The sequence below is a fragment of the Pseudarthrobacter sp. W1I19 genome (genome assembly GCF_030817835.1).
In the GTDB taxonomy this organism is placed as follows: domain Bacteria; phylum Actinomycetota; class Actinomycetes; order Actinomycetales; family Micrococcaceae; genus Arthrobacter.
Window position 1 is genome coordinate 353,392 of record NZ_JAUSZR010000001.1, and the last position, 16,837, is coordinate 370,228.

The window sequence follows — 16,837 nt, forward strand, 5'->3', positions numbered from 1 at the left end:
CCTTTCGTTGGTGCTTAGCCGAGGTGGCGGGAAATGGTCTGAGCGGTGCTGCGGATGTCGTCCAAGTGCACCAGGAGGTCCTCTACATCGGCCACAGCCTTTATTGCCGTGAGTGAGATGGCGCCTACCGTGCTCGCACTGGAGTTGGTGATGGGCACGGCGATGCAGTTCACGAAGTCCTCGAACTCCCCGTTGTCGATGGCCCACCCACGCTCCTTTATGGCTACCAGCTGCTCATCAAGCGCCTCCCGTGTGGCAAGCGTGTTTGACGTAAACGCTTTCCATTCCACCCCTGCCAGGACGGAATCACGGCGGGTCTGTGAAAGTTGGCTGAGTATCGCCTTCCCCACCCCGGTGACGTGCGGCAACACAGTCTTACCAATACGGGAGTACATCCGGACACTGTCCTGTCCCTCGACTTTGTCCACGTACATAACCGTGGATTCGACAAGCTGCGCCAAGTGGATGGTTTGGCCTGTGCGCTCATGAAGATTCCGGATCTCGTCGTGGGCGACTGCCCGAAGGTCAAGGCTGTCCAGAGCCTGCTGGGCTATGGCGATCATTTTCGGTCCGATGCTGTAGTGACCGTTCCCCCGACGCAACACAAAGCCTGCCTCTTCCAGTGTCTGCAGCTGACGCAGGACGGTGGAGCGGTGCACGTTAAACCGCTTGGCCGTCTCACTCAAACTCCGCGGGCCCTCACCCAAAAACTCCAGGATTTCGGTTGCCCGCTGCACCGCTTGAGACATTCATTCCCCTTATATACTCACTGTGTTCCAACATTCTTGCACACACATGTGCAATGGGTGCAACAGATTTATGCTTCTTGGAGGCTGCGATGGGTGATTTGCTTTTACGAGGCGGTTCGATCATTGACGGGACGGGCAAGCCGGGGTATGCGGCCGACGTTGCGATAACCGGCGGGCGCATTAGCGGAATTTTTCCTCCAGGGGAGCGTTTTGGCGGCGAGGAGCTGGATGTTGCCGGCCTGGCGGTGTCGCCGGGATTCATTGATATGCACGCACACTCGGACCTTGCCGTCCTGGCCGATGGGAAACATGTCGCGAAGGTCGCCCAGGGGATCACGTTGGAGGTGGTGGGCCAGGACGGGCTGGGTTACGCCCCGGTCAACGACGAAGTGATGGTGGCCACCCGGGAGCAAATCGCCGGTTGGAACGGCAACCCTGACCTGGATTACTCGTGGCGAAGCATCGCGGACTATCTGGCAGAGGTGGATAAGGGAGCGGCCGTTAACGTTGCAGTGCTCGTACCTCATGGCACGGCGAGGATGATGGTCATGGGCACGGAGTCGCGTGCTGCCACTGCCGACGAGCTGGACAAGATCCGCGACATTGTTTCTCAGGGCCTGAGGGACGGTGCCATGGGGATGTCGACAGGTCTGACCTACACGCCGGGAATGTACGCCTCGGATGCGGAGCTGGTTCATGCCTTGGCCGCCGTCAAGGAGATTGGGGGCTATTACTGCCCCCACCACCGGAATTACGGCGTGAACGTGGTGGAGGGTTACCGGGCCTGTTTGGGCATCGCCAGCCGGGCAGACGTACCGCTGCATCTGGCGCACTGCCACGTGAATTTCCCACAGAACAAGGGCAGGTCCGTGGAGGTGCTGGCGGCCATCGATGAAGCCATGGCAGCGGGCGTGGACGTCACCCTTGATTCCTACCCCTACCTTGCTGGGGCGACCTATCTTGCCGCCCTGCTCCCGAGCTGGGTGCACGAAGGAGGAAAGGGCGCGATGGGCCGCAGGCTGGAAGACCCGGCGGTACGGAAGCGGATCCTTCGCGAGATCGAGGTGGAAGGATCTGACGGACATCACGGTGTGCCGATGGATTGGACGACGATCGTAATCGCCTCAACCCAGCACCACGGCAATGCGTGGGCCGTGGGTAAAAATGTGTTGGAAATGGCAGCGGAGCAGCGCGCCTCCGCCGGCGATGCGTTTCTGGACCTGCTTATGGCCGATGACTTTGGCGCAGGATGCCTCGTGCAAGTTGGCAATGAGGAGAATGTGCAGGCGGTCATGCGCCACCGCGCCCACACGGTGGGCACTGACGGCATCCTGGTTGGCGACCGGCCCCACCCGCGCGGCTGGGGAACTTTTCCGCGCTTCCTGGGCCATTACGTTCGGGAGCTCGGTGTCATGAGCCTGGAAGAAGCGGTTCTGCATGCAACATCGAGGCCCGCCCGCCGGCTGGGTTTGGCCGACAGGGGAACCGTCAAAGTGGGCAATTGGGCCGACTTAGTTGTCTTTGACGCCGACGAAGTGGGATCCCGCGCGACCTACGACAACCCCAAAGTGTTGCCCGATGGGATCCACCACGTGTTTGTCAACGGCGAGGCTGTCATCCGGCAGGGGACCCGCACGTCCGCAAAACCCGGACGGGCCATCCGCCGTGGACAGAAATGACAGTAGCTATTTACAGCACGGACGGGAGCTGAGAGTATAGCAATTGCGCAACACGTGTTGCAACATATGCACAATCGGGAGTCCTCGTGAAGATTCGAACAGTGATGAAGAGCGGAGCCGTGGCCGTTGCCCTGAGCCTTGCGCTGTCTGGTTGCAGCGGTGGAGGAGGCGGCGGCACCGCGGAGACAGGCCCGGCGGCGGCGGAGGGAGGAACGCTTACCTTCGCAAACTGGCAGTGGCTTGAGAAGGGCCGCGGCGACAACATCCTGGCCGCGGTCAAGGAATACGAAAAGGTCAACACCAAGGCGAAGATCGAAAAGCAGGAAATCACCCGTGCTGACTACGAAAAAACCATCAGCACCCAAATCGGCTCGGGTGCAGGACCGGACATCCTGATCATTCCGGATCCGTTCTTTCCGGAACTGGCCTCCAGCGGTGCTCTTGAACCACTGGATGGACTCTTGGATGCGGACAGTGAAAAAGCGCTCCGGAAGACGAATGAAAACTACAAGTTCGACGGTCAGCAGCTCGGTCTGATCTGGGAAGCGGTGCCCTACGCACTGTTCTACAACAACGACATTATGTCGGCGGCCGGCGTGAAGCCTCCCACGTCCGCGGACGAACTGGCTACGGTTGCCAAGACGATTAAGGATAAGACCGGAAAGACAGGTTTTGTTGTCCGCCACCAGCTCAACGAGGAAGCGCCGTGGTTCACCGACTACAGCAACTGGGTCTACGGATTCGGCGGAAAGTGGTCAGACGGCAAGAAGCTGACCCTGAACAGCGACGAAAATATTGCCGCTGCCGATGCATTCCTCAAGGCGTACAAGTCCGGCGGATTCGGTGTAGGCGACGACGCATCAACGTACAGGAGCAAGTTCTCCGCCGGGGAGGTCGGTATGGTCATTGACAACTCCTCCGCCCTGCTAACAATGGTTTCCAGCCCGAACGGCGTGAAGTCCACCCAGGTGTCGGCCTCGCCATTGCCGTTCCCTGAAGGCGGGTCGGCCTACGCCGGTTTCTCCATCGGGATCAACGCTAACTCCAAAAACAAGGAGCTTGCCAAGGATTTCATCAAGTGGATGATGACGGCCGATGCGCAGTCCAAGTTTGTTGATGCGCTGTTCCCCTCCGGTATCGCTACTGGTGTGTCTGCCCCCGACGCCAAGATAAAAGCCAATCCGTGGATCGACTCCTTTTACAAGCAGTTAGAGAACTCTTCCTCGGTGGTAATTCCGGGGTTCGAAACTAAGACGCCGCAGGTGCGAACTATCGTCCTTACCCAAGTTGCGCGAATGCTCACGACGGGCATCTCGGCCAAGGAAGCGATGGACGCTGCCCAGCAACAGGCCTCCAGCCTGGCTCCCTAGCAAACGCGGGTCTGTCGGGCGGCTTACCGCCCGGCAGACCGCCCCTATCGAGAGACCCATCGATGACCGTCACCACCCCCACTGCAGCCCGCCCGGCACCGGCACAAGCACCCCGGCGCAAGCGCTTCAGCTGGACTCCGTATTTTTTTATTGGACTGGCCGTCCTGTACTTGCTGCTGTTCGCCGTCATCCCGCTACTCAAGGGTCTGGATCTCAGCTTCACCAATACACGCCTTCTAAACCCGACTGCGGGACGCTATATCGGCGTCGACAACTATGAGCACCTGCTGGGCGGAGGGGCGTTCTTCAAGTCAGTGGTCACCACGCTCGTATACACCGCCTTCACTGTTGTCCTGTCGCTAACGCTCGGCACGGTCTCGGCTTTTGTTATCAACCGGTACTTTCCGGGACGCACCTTGGCGCGGGCTGTCATCGTTATGCCTTGGGCTGTTCCTACAGTGGCCGTGGCGCTGGTGTTTAGATGGATCTACAACGACTCGACTGGCATCGCGAACAATGCCAGCAGTGCCCTCGGCCTAGGCGAACGTGGGTGGCTGACGGATCCGGCATACGGGATGCCATCAGTGGTCATCGCGACGGTATGGAAGGTCACTCCCTTCGTGATGCTGGTGGTACTGGCAGCGCTGCAGTCGGTTCCCGAGGACCTTTACGAAGCAACCCGCATCGATGGAGCAGACAGTTACAGCACCTTCAAGCTCGTAGTCCTACCGTTCCTGCTGCCCACGCTGCGCGTTGTCGCACTGCTGATGACCATCTGGTCTTTCAGGCGCTTCGAGATCATCTGGTTGCTGACCGGTGGCGGGCCCGTGGATGCAACAAACACCATAGTCATTGACGTTTATCGGGAGGCCTTCAACAACAGCCAGCTGGGACTGGCGGCCGCGGCCGGCATGCTGGGTCTGGTGCTCTCCCTTGTGGTCACCGCAATATATTTTGTTGTCGAGCAGCGGGCCAATAAGCAGAACGGAATGAACGAATGATTGCGAACAGACGTCTAAGCGTCGGCGTGAGGGCACTTCTGGCGTTGCTTTTGACCTGCCTTGCCGGGTTCCCGCTCTTCTGGATCATCAATACTGCCATGACGCCCACCAACGATTTGTACCAAGGTCAGCAGAGGGTCGTTCCCGATCTATCACGCACCCTTAATCTTTTCTCTGTGCTGACCACCGACACGCCTTTTCTGCGCTGGATGGGCAACTCCGCCGTCGTCGCCTTCGGAACGACTCTGTTGAGTCTGATCCTGGCGACCATGGCAGCATACGCACTTTCCCGTTATAAGTTCGTCGGCAAAGGACCCATGGGTTTCCTGTTCTTCGCCACACAGATGCTTCCGGAGGCACTGCTGGTGGTGCCCTTGTACTCGCTGTTTGCAGCCCTAGGACTGCTCAACCAGCTCGGCGGCCTCGTGCTCGTAAACACGGCATTCGCGATGCCCGTGGCCCTGTTCATCCTCAAGTCCGCCATCGACAACATCCCCTATGAGCTGGAGGAATCGGCGAGGGTTGACGGCTGCAGCCCCCTTAGCATTCTCCAGGTCATGGTGGTCCCGCTCGTGGCTCCGTCCATGGCGGCCGCCGCCGTCATCACGTTCTTTGACGGGTGGAACGAATACCTGTTCGCCACCACGTTCATCCGCGACCGTTCCTCCTGGGTCGCCTCCACCGGCCTCGCCTCCTTCATAGGAGAGTTCTCGACGCCCTTGGATACTGTGTTCAGCGCGGCCCTGGTGTTTACCGTTCCGGCTGTCGTCTTCTTCCTCCTCATGCAGCGCAAGATCGTCTCCGGACTCACCGCCGGATCAGTAAAGGGATAGTCCCATGCCAACGATTGAATTTGACCAGGTCAGCAAGAATTTTGCCGGAAACACCGTTATCAAGGACTTCGACGCAACCGTGCCCGACAAGGAATTCCTGGTCCTGTTGGGGCCGTCGGGGTGCGGGAAGTCAACCATGCTGCGGATGATTGCCGGTCTGACTGATATTTCCTCCGGCGAGCTTCGTTTCGACGGCGTCGTGGTCAACAACCTGGAGCCCAAGAAACGCAACATAGCGTTTGTTTTCCAGTCGTACGCCCTCTACCCCCATATGAGCGTGCGCGCCAATATCGGCTTTCCTTTGGTCATGGACAACTTCCGTTGGTGGCATCACATCCCTGTGGCGGGCGGTTTTGCGCGGCGCGCCTTGATGAAGCGCAAGGACATCGCCGCCAAGATCGACCAGGTGGCCGAAATGCTTGAATTGACGGACTATCTGGACCGTCGGCCAAAAGCGCTCTCGGGCGGGCAGCGCCAGCGAGTTGCCGTAGCAAGGTCGCTGATCCGGGAACCAGCGCTGTACCTGCTGGACGAACCCCTCAGCAATCTCGATGCCAAGCTCCGCACCCAAATGAGGGCTGAAATCTCGGCACTCCACGACAGGGTGAAAAAGACCTTCGTCTACGTCACCCACGACCAGGTCGAGGCGATGACGATGGGCACACGCATCATTGTGCTCAATGACGGGGTGGTCCAGCAGTATGGGACGCCCAAGGAGATCTACGACAGGCCCGCCAACACATTCGTAGCCAAGTTCATCGGGGCCCCACCCATGAACCTTATCCCTGTCTCTCAAACCGGGCAGGGAACGGAGATGTTCGGCAACTTGCTGCCGTTTGCCCCTTCAGTAGCGGAGGACCGGGCCATGCAGCTGGGCATCCGCGCCGAAAAGGTCAAGGTACATCCCGACCGGCAGCAGGGCTACCAGGCGCAGGTCATCACGGTGGAGCACTTGGGTGCGGAAACGGTTGTTGGTTTTAAGTTCGGGACCGAGGCCCATGAGAATGAAGTGGGGGCGCGGGCTTCCCGCGACCTGTTCTACGCAAAGCTGGTGGGCGACGTTTGGCTCGAACACGGCCAGATGTGCACGGTGTCGTTCGACCCTGAGGACGTCCTTTGGTACTCAGCTGACAACGGCGAACTGCTCGACACCGAGCAGATGGCCGCCAGTTAGGTGTCGGCGACACAGTTAGAAAAGCCATGAACACAAAAAGAACGGCAGCGCGCACGCCGCCGCCGATATTGTGCCTGGGCGAAACCATGGTGCTGCTCACACCCGATAGCGGCCGCCTGGCCAAAAGCAGCCACCTTGGCATTCACGTGGGGGGCGCGGAAAGCAACGTGGCGGCGGGGATCGCACACCTGGGCCACGACGTCGAGTGGATCAGCAGGCTCGGCGACGATCCTTTCGGACGCATCATCATCGACTTCCTTCGCGGCCGCGGAGTCCACCTGGACAGGGTGCAGGTGGACCCGGACCGTCCGACCGGGGTCTACTTCAAAGACCGTGAACCGGGGGCAAGCCGCGTGTTTTACTACCGCGCCGGCTCGGCCGCCTCCGCACTCAGCCCCACCGACTCTCCGACACTGGCCCTTGAACACCGGACACTTTGCCATGTCTCAGGGATAACCGCCGCGCTTTCGTCCTCGGCCAATAACCTGCTTCAGCACATCCTCATTGACCATCGCGCCCCGGATGTCCTCATAAGTTTTGACGTCAACTACCGCCCTGCCCTCTGGCCTCTGAAGACAGCTGCCACACGTTTGCTTGAGCTGGCCAGCCATGCAGACATCGTGGTGGTGGGCAGGGATGAGGCGCAAGCACTGTGGGGGACCGAACGAGCAGAGGACGTACGCGCAATCCTTCCGGACGTGCCCCACCTGGTGGTTAAGGACGCCGGCATCGAAGCTGTTCACTTCACCGGCCAGACCATTACCCACCAACCGGCCCTGTCCGCGGAGATAGTGGAACCGGTGGGTGCCGGGGATGCATTCGCTGCGGGATATCTCTCGGGATTCCTGCGGGGTTTTGACACCCCGAGGGCCCTCCGTCTGGGACACCTCATGGCTGGACTGACCCTGCAGCACGTCAGCGACCTGCCAGTGCTGCCCGACTCCGAGGACATCGTAGGAGCCAGCGCACTTGAGGGCGAGGATTGGGCCGGAATCCGGCTTAACGCTACGCACCTTCACGACCTGAAATCCCTCTCACAGAAAGGAAACACGCGTGTCCACTGACCTCATCAGCCTGCTCCAGGGGCAACCCGTCATGGCAATCCTGCGCAACATGGACCCCCAGCGGTCCGTTGAATTGGCCTCGAAGGCATGGGATCTAGGCATAGATCTGGTCGAGGTCCCAATCCAATCCCCCGACGCAGTGCCGTCGCTTGCAGCCGTCGTTCGAGCGGGGGCTGAACGAGGAAAACCGGTCGGATCGGGTACCGTCGTGACGGAAGAACAGGTGCGGCAAAGCGCCAAAATGGGTGTCGCCTTCACGGTCGCGCCGGGTCTGGACCCGGAAGTCATCAGCCTCTGCCGCAACCTGCAACTGCCGCACCTCCCCGGGGTGGCCACCCCGAGCGAGATACAGTCAGCAATACGTCTGGGCTGTACGGTCCTCAAAGCATTCCCGGCATCCATTCTTGGGCCCGAATGGTTCAAGGCCATGCGCGGTCCCTTCCCGGGGGTCTCCTTTGTCGCCACGGGCGGGATTGACGCTTCCAACGCGGCGGTCTTCCTCGATGCAGGAGCCACAACGATCGCGGTCGGTTCAGCACTGGCCGACAGCCGCCAACTCGATCTGATCACAGAAATCATTGCCACTCGGGGTACTCCGAGACCGGTATAGCGCGAAACAGCCAAGCGGGCCTGACTCGGCAGGGGCATTCAAGGCCGGTCGTATGCGCGCACCAGCGGGTCTACTTCCCTTGAAATAAGGCCATCCGCGGTTTCTACTGGAAGCCCGTTCCGGATCCAGTATTCAATCCCGCCAAGCATTTCACGCACTGGATATTTGAGCTCAGCGAAAGCTAGCGCCCCTACAGTGCTCCCGTTGCAGCCGGGGCCCCAGGAGTAGACCACCACATTGCTCCCCAGAGGAATGTGGTGCGGCGCAGCCGTAATAATTTCTGCCGACGGCATGTGTAGGGCTCCGGGGATATGAGCGTGGTCCCAGGACGCGCGCCGCCGAGTGTCCACCAGAACGAGCTCCCCGGCAGACATTCCGTCTGCCACGTCCATTACATCGATCTCATACTGGAGCTTGGATCTGAAGAACTCGGAAGGGGTAGTCATATGGTCAACTTACCGGAAGCGCTCTCGCCTATGTAGGCGCCTACTCGCTGCGTACCGCGGCTTCTGCCGCCGGTGGATTCCAGTGCGAAACAGCCCGTTACGCCGGCCGATGCCGCCGGTCCCCCTACTCCTGAAAGCGTCTGATGAGTACCCGAACCTTGACAGTTTCAGCGGCCCAGCTGGGGCCAGTACCCCGTTCAGCGACGCGAGCGGAGACCTTGGCCCGCCTCATCCGGCTCCTTGAAGCAGCCGCGGCGGAAGGGGCGCAGCTGGTGGTTTTTCCGGAGGCCGCCTTGACTCCCTTTTTTCCGCACTGGCTTGTACAGGACGAAGGGGAACTTCTCAGTTATTTCGAGGAAGATGTCCCCGGGACCGGCACGCAGGCGCTGTTTGACGCGGCCAGCGCACTGCGAGTCGCATTCGTTTTGGGCTTCGCGGAACGAACCATGGATGAGCGGCAGTTCAACACCGCGGCTTTCGTGGACGAGGGCGGCCGCGTCATCCATCGCTACCGCAAAGTCCATTTGCCGGGGTTTCGCGACGTGCAACCAGGAACCCCTTTCCAAAACCTGGAAAAGAAGTACTTCGAGGTCGGGGACCTTGGGTTCGGAGTGCAAGCATGGCGGAACACCAGGATTGGGCTCGCAATCTGCAATGACCGGCGCTGGGCGGAAACATACCGGGTGCTGGCCCTGGGTGGCGCCGAGGTTGTCTGTTTGGGGTACAACACGCCTGCATCCAATCCTCATCTTCCGGAAACTGACCACCTGACCGATTTCCACAACCACCTGTCCATGCAGGCCGGGGCCTACCAAAACTCAATGTGGGTCATCGGAACAGCCAAGGCGGGAATTGAGGAAGGGGTGAGCCAGATAGGCGGCAGCGCCATCATCGCTCCGTCCGGGGAGATTGTCGCAGTCGCCAGAACACTCGATGATGAAATTGTGACAGCCGAAATTGATCTGGATATGGTAACGCGGTATCGGCGGGAGGTGTTCAACTTCTCCGATCACCGGCGTCCAGAGCACTACACAAGCATCACGCGGCCGCGGGTTCAATAGTGTAGCCCTGGGCACCAGAGATAACGCAACGAACTCACCCACCTCCCAGCCTCCGGACGTAAACTGACCTTCGCACCACCACTTGTGGACACTGTGTCAGGCAGGAGCTGCGCATGCTCTGGAAGTTACTCGTTGAATACCTGCCGCCGCACCGGCAGCTGCTGATCGCCGTCGTCGTTTTCCAGCTGGCGCAGTCCATCGCGTCGCTGTACCTGCCCACGCTGAACGCGGACATCATCGATGAGGGCGTGGCCAAGGGGGACACCGGCGTCATCCTCAACCTGGGCGGGCTGATGCTGGGGATCACCCTGCTGCAGATCGCCTGCGCCGTGATCGCCGTGTACTTCGGGGCGAAGGCGGCCATGGGCACAGGCCGGGACCTGCGCGGCGCCATCTTCTCCCGGGTGGGCGAGTTCTCCGAGCAGGAAGTCACCAAGTTCGGCGCGCCCAGCCTGATCACCCGCTCCACGAACGACGTCCAGCAGGTCCAGCAGCTTGTCCTGATGGGCGCCACCATGATGGTGGCCGCGCCGATGCTCGCCATCGGCGGGGTGATCATGGCGGTCCGGCAGGATGTGCAGCTGTCCTGGCTGATCGCCGTCGCCGTGCCCGTGCTGCTGGCCGGGGTGGGGCTGATCATCTTCCGGATGGTGCCGCTGTTCCGGAAGATGCAGAAGCGGATCGACACCGTGAACCGGGTCCTGCGCGAGCAGCTCACCGGCATCCGCGTGGTCCGCGCCTTCGTACGGGAGGACATTGAGAGCGCCCGCTTCGCCCAGGCCAACGAGGACGTCACGGATACCGCGCTCCGGGCCGGCCGGCTGATGGCGCTCGCCTTCCCCGTGGTGATGCTGGTGATGAACGTGTCCAGCGTGGCGGTGATCTGGTTCGGCTCGTTCCGGATCGAGGACGGGTCCATGCAGGTGGGCACCCTCATCGCGTTCCTGAGCTACCTCATGCAGATCCTGATGTCCGTCATGATGGCCACCTTTATGGCCGTGATGATCCCGCGCGCGTCCGTCTCGGCGGACAGGATCGGCGCGGTACTGGGCACGGAGTCGAGCGTGCGGCCGCCGGCGAAGCCCGTCAGCAGTGTTATGTCTCCCGACGGGCGGCGGCGCGGCGAGCTGGAAATGGTCGACGCCGGATTCGCCTACCCGGGTGCCGACCAGCCCGTCCTGTCCGGGATCAGCTTCACCGCCAGGGCGGGGCAGACGACGGCGATCATCGGCAGCACCGGCGCCGGCAAAACCACCCTGGTGAACCTCATGCCGCGGCTGTTCGACGCCACCACCGGCGCCGTCAAGATCGACGGCGTGGACGTCCGCGAGCTGCACCCGGACCTGCTGTGGGGGCACATCGGCCTGGTCCCGCAGCGGCCCTACCTGTTCACCGGCACCGTGCGCAGCAACCTGCAGTACGGCAAACCGGACGCCACCGACGACGAATGCTGGCAAGCCCTGGAGATCGCCCAGGCCCGCGGTTTCGTGGAGGAGATGGAGGGCGGCCTGGATGCGCCCATCTCACAGGGCGGCACCAACGTCTCCGGCGGGCAGCGGCAGCGGCTGGCCATCGCCCGGGCCCTGGTGAAGCGGCCCGAGCTGTACATCTTCGACGACTCGTTCTCATCCCTTGACACCGGCACGGACGCCCGGCTGCGCCAGGCCCTCAAGCGCAGCACCGCCGGCGCAACGCTGGTGATCATCGCCCAGCGCGTGTCCAGCATCGTGGACGCGGACCAGATCTTAGTGCTCGACGACGGCAGGATCGTCGCGCGCGGAACGCACAGTGAGCTGCTGGAGATCTCCGAGACGTACCGCGAAATCGTGAACTCCCAGCTGGCGGCGGAGGAGACGGTATGAGCCCGGAACCCACTCGCGAAGCCGGCACCAAGGCCGCACCTGCCTCCAAAACCGCAAGTGCCGACGTCGTACGCATTCCACGTCCGGCAGGCGGACCGGGACGTGGCGGGCCCTTCGCCGGGATGAACGTCCCGGCGGAGAAGGCGATGAACTTCTGGCCGTCGGCCAGGCGGCTGCTGGGGAAGCTGCGGCCGGAGCGGGCGTGGCTGCTGCTGGTGCTGGCGGCGTCGGTGATTAGCGTTGCGCTGCAGGTGATCGGGCCGCGGCTGCTGGGGGAGGGCACCAACCTGATTTTCGCCGGGGTGGTGTCCAAGGAGCTGCCCGCCGGGGTGGGCAAGGAGCAGCTGATCGCGCAGCTGCGGGCCGCGGGGGAGAACCAGAAGGCGGACATGCTGACGCCCATGGCACTGACGCCGGGGCAGGGGATCGACTTCGCCGCGCTGGGCAGCGTGCTGACGTGGGCGCTGGTGCTGTATGTGCTGGCGTCGGGATTCATGTGGGTGCAGGCGTATGTGCTGAACGGGGTGGTGCAGCGGACGGTGTTCGGGCTGCGCGAGGAGATTGAGGCGAAGATCCACCGGCTGCCGCTGCGGTATTTCGATTCGATCCAGCGCGGCGAGCTGCTCAGCCGGGTCACGAACGATGTGGACAACATTTCGCAGAGCCTGCAGCAGACCATCAGCCAGGCGGTGACGTCGGTGCTGTCCGTGGTGGGTGTGCTGGTGATGATGGTGATCCTTTCGCCCACGCTGGCGCTGATCGCGCTGGTGACCATTCCGCTGACGCTGGGGATCACGGCGCTGATTGCCAAGCGCTCGCAGAAGCTGTTTGTGGCGCAGTGGAAGAACACGGGGGAGCTGAACGGGCAGATCGAGGAGACGTACACCGGGCATGCGCTGGTGAAGGTGTTCGGTCGGCAGCGCGAGGTGGAGGAGCGGTTCCGGCAGAAGAACGCGGAGCTGTACGACGCAAGTTTCGGGGCGCAGTTCATTTCCGGGCTGATCATGCCGGCCATGACGTTCATCGGGAACCTGGTGTACGTGGGGATCGCGGTGGTGGGCGGCCTGCAGGTGGCGTCCGGTGCGATGCAGCTGGGTGATGTGCAGGCGTTCATCCAGTACTCGCGCCAGTTCACCATGCCGCTGGCGCAGCTAGGGTCCATGGCGAACCTGCTGCAGTCCGGGGTGGCTTCGGCGGAGCGGGTGTTCTCGTTGCTTGATGAGGACGAGGAGTCCGTGGAGCCTGCCCCGTCCACTGGTCCTGTATTTGGGCGGGGGCGGCTGGTGTTCGAGGATGCGTCCTTCTCGTACTCGCCGGACAAGCCGCTGATCGCCGGGCTTTCCCTGGTAGCGGAGCCGGGGCAGACCGTGGCGATTGTGGGGCCCACCGGGGCGGGCAAGACCACGCTGGTGAACCTGATGATGCGGTTCTACGAGCTGGACGCCGGGCGGATAACGCTCGACGGCGTGGACGTCACCGCGGTGCCGAGGCGCGAGCTGCGCTCGCGGCTGGGGATGGTGCTGCAGGACACGTGGCTGTTTGGTGGGACCATCCGGGACAACATTGCTTACGGGCGGCCTTCGGCTTCGGAGGCAGAGATTCTGGAGGCGGCGCGGGCGACGTACGTGGACCGGTTCGTGCGGTCACTGCCCGAGGGGTACGACACGGTGCTGGAGGATGAGGGTGGGAACGTGTCCGCGGGGGAGAAGCAGTTGCTGACGATTGCGCGGGCGTTCCTGGCCCGACCGTCGGTGCTGATCCTGGACGAGGCGACGTCTTCGGTGGACACCCGGACCGAGGTGCTGGTGCAGAAGGCGATGAGCGCTTTGCGTTCCGACCGGACTTCGTTTGTGATCGCGCACCGCCTGTCCACGATCCGCGACGCTGACCTCATCCTGGTGATGGAGGCCGGCCAGATCGTGGAGCAGGGGACGCACGCTTCACTGCTGGCTGCCGGCGGGGCTTATGCGCGGCTGTACGAGGCGCAGTTCGCGGCTCCTACGGCGGAGGTTTAGTTCCGAGAAGTGCAGGCCCGGCCAACTTTCAGTAGGAACTGCAGGGCCCACATAATCGTAGGAACTGCAGGGCCCACATAATCGAGCTCAAGCGCGAACTTAGGGACGTCTCCCGAAGCGCGCGTATAGGATAACCGTCTGACGCCTCGCCTTACCAAAATGGGCTAGGCAGGAAACGACGGCCCATCCTATGCGAAGGCCTGGCCAACAAAGGAGTTCGTGTCGCGCTTCGCCTGGACATTCGACGGTCATTAACCCAGGGGAACAGCCCGTGCTTAAACATATCGGCGACCTGCCTGTAATCAGCTCCCATATAACTATGAGGACGGCGACGGTGCTGAGGCTGCTTCCCGCGCATCTGCCGTTCGTGGAGGAATACGGCTCCGTCGGATGGCCCTGACCATCGCCTATCAGGGCAGGGGCTACGTGAGGCGGAGTTCGCGGCACCGGTGCTGAGTTCTACGTGCTTTCGATATCCCGTTCTAAGCAGCGATTCACGTGCCTGGTTACAACCCCAACATGTATAGCCACTCCCGACCCTCGTGTGCCGGCAGTAGAATCTTTTCGTTCTGGTACGGTCAGTGTTGACTTCTCCTAATAGTGACTATTTCCAAGCCTCTTGAGAACGCAGACTTCATCAGGCGGTAGTTCTTAAAGTATGGAACCATCTGTTTAGTGGAAGCATCCGTCCACATAGGCGTGCCAACGCTCGTCTCTGCAAACCTGAATGGAGCCGATAGCATGTCCGAGCTGCGGAATGTTTCCCGTATACGCGCTGAAGGGGTGCTTGACGAATTCAGTTACGATATCCGCTACGGCGGTTCAGATGACGCTGGTCGAATAAGGGTGATCTACGCACCCAACGGCCGTGGAAAGACGAATTTCATCAAGGCGGTCAGCTATCTACTGACCCCGTCTCTGGAATCCCTGCAGGCACTCATTGAGGTGCCTATTAGGAAGCTAACCGTTGAGTTTGAGGGAGGGGGATCGGTTGGCATAGCACGTCAGGCGGCGTTCGCCGGATCATTCACCGCGACGGCTAATCTGCCTTTGGAGAGCGGCGAAAAGCACACGCTTGCAATTGAACCTTCCGATTTTGCGGGACGACTATACAGGCGTGTATGGGACGAACGTCAAGATTTTAATCAGTATGTAGAGGCTGCAACGGCCTTGACCACAGGTGCCGCTCTCATTGGTGACGATCGCCTAGCTTTGTCCGTAGATGAAACGCGGGAATCTATTCGAGGCGATGCGGTTTACGGCTCACCGAGGCGCAAAGGGCCAGGAAGCGTAGGTCGACTCTTGGACCGCGTTGAGCGGATGTTGAGCCAGTCCGCTTTTGCTGGTCTGGCCCGTGAGACCGCTGCCGCTGGTGTATACGCGCAAATAACTAGAACCACATTGGCGGGCAGCAAAAACCTAACGAGTACCTCCGCAAGGCTAGCGCTCGAATCCAAGATCGCGGATTTGATAAGGGCGGGAGCTGCTTACGAACCGTACGGATTATTATCTTTACGACAGCTTCGTGATATTTCATCGCAGCTCACTGAAGCCCGTCAGAACAGCGGACAGCTGCCGACCCTCCACAGGATATTGAATCCTTACCTGGATAGTGTTCAAGACCAAGTTGAATCGCTGGCGCCTGCTTTGCAACTGATAGACACCTTTGTTACTGGCGTCAACAACTTTCTAGACCGGAAAGAACTGCGGTTCTCGACGGCACATGGCATAAGTCTTGTGGGTGGCGGTGATGGAGTTCGACTCCAGCCTGACGTTCTATCAAGCGGTGAACGTCATCTGCTTTATTTGATGTCTCATGCCATTCTTGCTACTGCCGACCGGCCTCTCTTGGTCATTGATGAGCCAGAGCTTTCCCTCGGTATTGACTGGCAAAGAAATTTACTTCCGGAACTGTTGCGGTGTACTGCTTCCGCGGGCGTCCAATTTCTAGTCGCGTCGCATTCACTGCAAGTCATGAATGCAGTACCGCGGCGAGACATCGTTCTTCCGGGTGAGGACTGATGGCCGTACATCCTCCCCGCTTGGACCTAGCTGAGCTTTTTTTGGAAATTGCGTTAACCTCCCAAAAGCACATAATTGTTGAGGGGCGAACAGATGAAAATTTTTTCAAAGCATGGTTGCAGGACGCCGATCCAGCGGAAACGGTAGTCGTAACTCCAGTAGAGAACCTAGAAGTAGGCCCCGATGAGGTGCTTGGTATTGGGTTATCCGACGGGAACCGTAGTCGAGTAGTGTACGTCGCGATGCGTGCAGAAAAGGATGACGTCGACCTCAGATGCGTTGCCGACCGCGACTGCGGACACAACGTTGAGACGCACAACTACGAGCAACTCTTATGGACCGATTACCCGTCTATTGAGAGTTACGCACTCGACGGGGTTACGCTGCAGAAGGCCAACCTGCTTAGCTTCAATGGTCGGCTTCCTGATGGTGGCGTATTGCTTGGCATGTTGGTGCCCGCTTTGCGGGATCTATATGCTGTGCGAGCCGCCAACGAGCATTTAGAGCGGCCAAACTATGCAGCTGGTGTTGGCAAGAATCGCTCTTTGGCGACTTTTAACGTCTCCCTTACAGTTCACCCCTCCCTGAGGTCGCAGGTAGCAGGATACGCAAAGCCGACTAGTCGCGATCCGCGCGAGTTCGCCTATGGCCACGACATCGGCGAATTACTGTTGGCGGCTTTTGGAAACGTGCTGAAAAACAATGTTGGCCTCGTTACCCTGGGTGCTGTTGAGGCTGCCCTACGGAGTGCTGTCCAGGCCGTCGGTAGTTACAAAACCGAGCCACTGTTCATTCGCCTACATAGCTGGATCTCGGCGTAGTAGCTTGCCTATGTCCTGCGTTCGGGTCGGGCGAAGGTACTAAGGGTGGCAGCAGATCACAATCACGAGTCCATCGTTCCAGTCGTATGGCGACGACCAACGGGGTCGGTTCCGGACCTTTCCCGGCACT

General features: G+C 60.7%; 14 protein-coding genes. 12 read left to right on the forward strand and 2 right to left on the reverse strand.

Going from position 1 to position 16,837, the window contains the following annotated elements:
• Positions 1–14: 14 nt before the first annotated feature.
• Entirely contained in the window at positions 15–749 is a 735-nt protein-coding gene (locus QF038_RS01610; RefSeq protein ID WP_307608091.1) for an IclR family transcriptional regulator, read from the reverse strand.
• Between the two features lie 89 nt (positions 750–838).
• Here QF038_RS01610 and QF038_RS01615 point away from each other — a divergent pair, with 89 nt between their 5' ends.
• From QF038_RS01615 to QF038_RS01645, 7 genes are all read left to right on the forward strand, one after another.
• Complete coding sequence (locus tag QF038_RS01615) at positions 839–2,428, forward strand: amidohydrolase family protein (RefSeq protein WP_307608093.1); 1,590 nt, start codon at positions 839–841, stop codon at positions 2,426–2,428.
• 119 nt (positions 2,429–2,547) lie between these two features.
• Positions 2,548–3,798 carry a sugar ABC transporter substrate-binding protein gene (locus QF038_RS01620; RefSeq protein ID WP_307608095.1) on the forward strand — a complete coding sequence of 417 codons (1,251 nt, stop codon included), beginning with the start codon at positions 2,548–2,550 and terminating at the stop codon, positions 3,796–3,798.
• Positions 3,799–3,860: 62 nt separating this feature from the next.
• Entirely contained in the window at positions 3,861–4,799 is a 939-nt protein-coding gene (locus QF038_RS01625) for a carbohydrate ABC transporter permease (RefSeq protein WP_307608097.1), read from the forward strand.
• Positions 4,800–4,975: 176 nt separating this feature from the next.
• Positions 4,976–5,632, forward strand: coding sequence for a carbohydrate ABC transporter permease (locus QF038_RS01630; protein ID WP_307608099.1), 657 nt, complete (start codon positions 4,976–4,978; stop codon positions 5,630–5,632).
• A gap of 4 nt (positions 5,633–5,636) precedes the next feature.
• Positions 5,637–6,806: an ABC transporter ATP-binding protein gene (locus QF038_RS01635; RefSeq protein ID WP_307608101.1), complete on the forward strand. Its 1,170-nt coding sequence runs from the start codon at positions 5,637–5,639 to the stop codon at positions 6,804–6,806.
• 26 nt (positions 6,807–6,832) lie between these two features.
• Positions 6,833–7,870: a sugar kinase gene (locus QF038_RS01640; RefSeq protein WP_307608103.1), complete on the forward strand. Its 1,038-nt coding sequence runs from the start codon at positions 6,833–6,835 to the stop codon at positions 7,868–7,870.
• On the forward strand, positions 7,860–8,480 hold the full coding sequence (locus QF038_RS01645; protein WP_307608105.1) for a bifunctional 4-hydroxy-2-oxoglutarate aldolase/2-dehydro-3-deoxy-phosphogluconate aldolase: 621 nt from the start codon (positions 7,860–7,862) through the stop codon (positions 8,478–8,480). The genes QF038_RS01640 and QF038_RS01645 overlap by 11 nt, the downstream gene beginning before the upstream one ends.
• Before the next feature lie 38 nt (positions 8,481–8,518).
• Here the strand turns inward: QF038_RS01645 and QF038_RS01650 are convergent, their stop codons facing one another.
• On the reverse strand, positions 8,519–8,926 hold the full coding sequence (locus tag QF038_RS01650) for a rhodanese-like domain-containing protein (protein WP_307608107.1): 408 nt from the start codon (positions 8,924–8,926) through the stop codon (positions 8,519–8,521).
• A 143-nt stretch (positions 8,927–9,069) separates the two neighbouring features.
• Here QF038_RS01650 and QF038_RS01655 point away from each other — a divergent pair, with 143 nt between their 5' ends.
• The 5 genes from QF038_RS01655 (at position 9,070) to QF038_RS01675 (ending at position 16,707) form a co-directional block, all read left to right on the forward strand.
• On the forward strand, positions 9,070–9,987 hold the full coding sequence (locus QF038_RS01655; RefSeq protein WP_307608109.1) for a nitrilase-related carbon-nitrogen hydrolase: 918 nt from the start codon (positions 9,070–9,072) through the stop codon (positions 9,985–9,987).
• A 113-nt stretch (positions 9,988–10,100) separates the two neighbouring features.
• Positions 10,101–11,849: an ABC transporter ATP-binding protein gene (locus QF038_RS01660; RefSeq protein WP_307608111.1), complete on the forward strand. Its 1,749-nt coding sequence runs from the start codon at positions 10,101–10,103 to the stop codon at positions 11,847–11,849.
• The gene (locus QF038_RS01665) at positions 11,846–13,864 is read left to right on the forward strand and encodes an ABC transporter ATP-binding protein (RefSeq protein ID WP_307608113.1); all 2,019 of its coding nucleotides are present in this window, start codon (positions 11,846–11,848) and stop codon (positions 13,862–13,864) included. Before QF038_RS01660 ends, QF038_RS01665 begins: the two co-directional genes overlap by 4 nt.
• A gap of 741 nt (positions 13,865–14,605) precedes the next feature.
• Positions 14,606–15,886: an AAA family ATPase gene (locus QF038_RS01670; protein WP_307608115.1), complete on the forward strand. Its 1,281-nt coding sequence runs from the start codon at positions 14,606–14,608 to the stop codon at positions 15,884–15,886.
• A gap of 20 nt (positions 15,887–15,906) precedes the next feature.
• Entirely contained in the window at positions 15,907–16,707 is an 801-nt protein-coding gene (locus QF038_RS01675) for a hypothetical protein (protein ID WP_307608117.1), read from the forward strand.
• Positions 16,708–16,837 lie beyond the last annotated feature (130 nt).

What these genes read in the sequence shown, in the direction of transcription:
- QF038_RS01610 (WP_307608091.1), bottom strand. Translation starts at nt 749, where the DNA reads ATGTCTCAAGCGGTGCAGCGGGCAACCGAAATCCTGGAGTTTTTGGGT.
- QF038_RS01615 (WP_307608093.1), top strand. Translation starts at nt 839, where the DNA reads ATGGGTGATTTGCTTTTACGAGGCGGTTCGATCATTGACGGGACGGGC.
- QF038_RS01625 (WP_307608097.1), top strand. Translation starts at nt 3,861, where the DNA reads ATGACCGTCACCACCCCCACTGCAGCCCGCCCGGCACCGGCACAAGCA.
- QF038_RS01635 (WP_307608101.1), top strand. Translation starts at nt 5,637, where the DNA reads ATGCCAACGATTGAATTTGACCAGGTCAGCAAGAATTTTGCCGGAAAC.
- QF038_RS01640 (WP_307608103.1), top strand. Translation starts at nt 6,833, where the DNA reads ATGAACACAAAAAGAACGGCAGCGCGCACGCCGCCGCCGATATTGTGC.
- QF038_RS01650 (WP_307608107.1), bottom strand. Translation starts at nt 8,926, where the DNA reads ATGACTACCCCTTCCGAGTTCTTCAGATCCAAGCTCCAGTATGAGATC.
- QF038_RS01655 (WP_307608109.1), top strand. Translation starts at nt 9,070, where the DNA reads ATGAGTACCCGAACCTTGACAGTTTCAGCGGCCCAGCTGGGGCCAGTA.
- QF038_RS01660 (WP_307608111.1), top strand. Translation starts at nt 10,101, where the DNA reads ATGCTCTGGAAGTTACTCGTTGAATACCTGCCGCCGCACCGGCAGCTG.
- QF038_RS01665 (WP_307608113.1), top strand. Translation starts at nt 11,846, where the DNA reads ATGAGCCCGGAACCCACTCGCGAAGCCGGCACCAAGGCCGCACCTGCC.
- QF038_RS01670 (WP_307608115.1), top strand. Translation starts at nt 14,606, where the DNA reads ATGTCCGAGCTGCGGAATGTTTCCCGTATACGCGCTGAAGGGGTGCTT.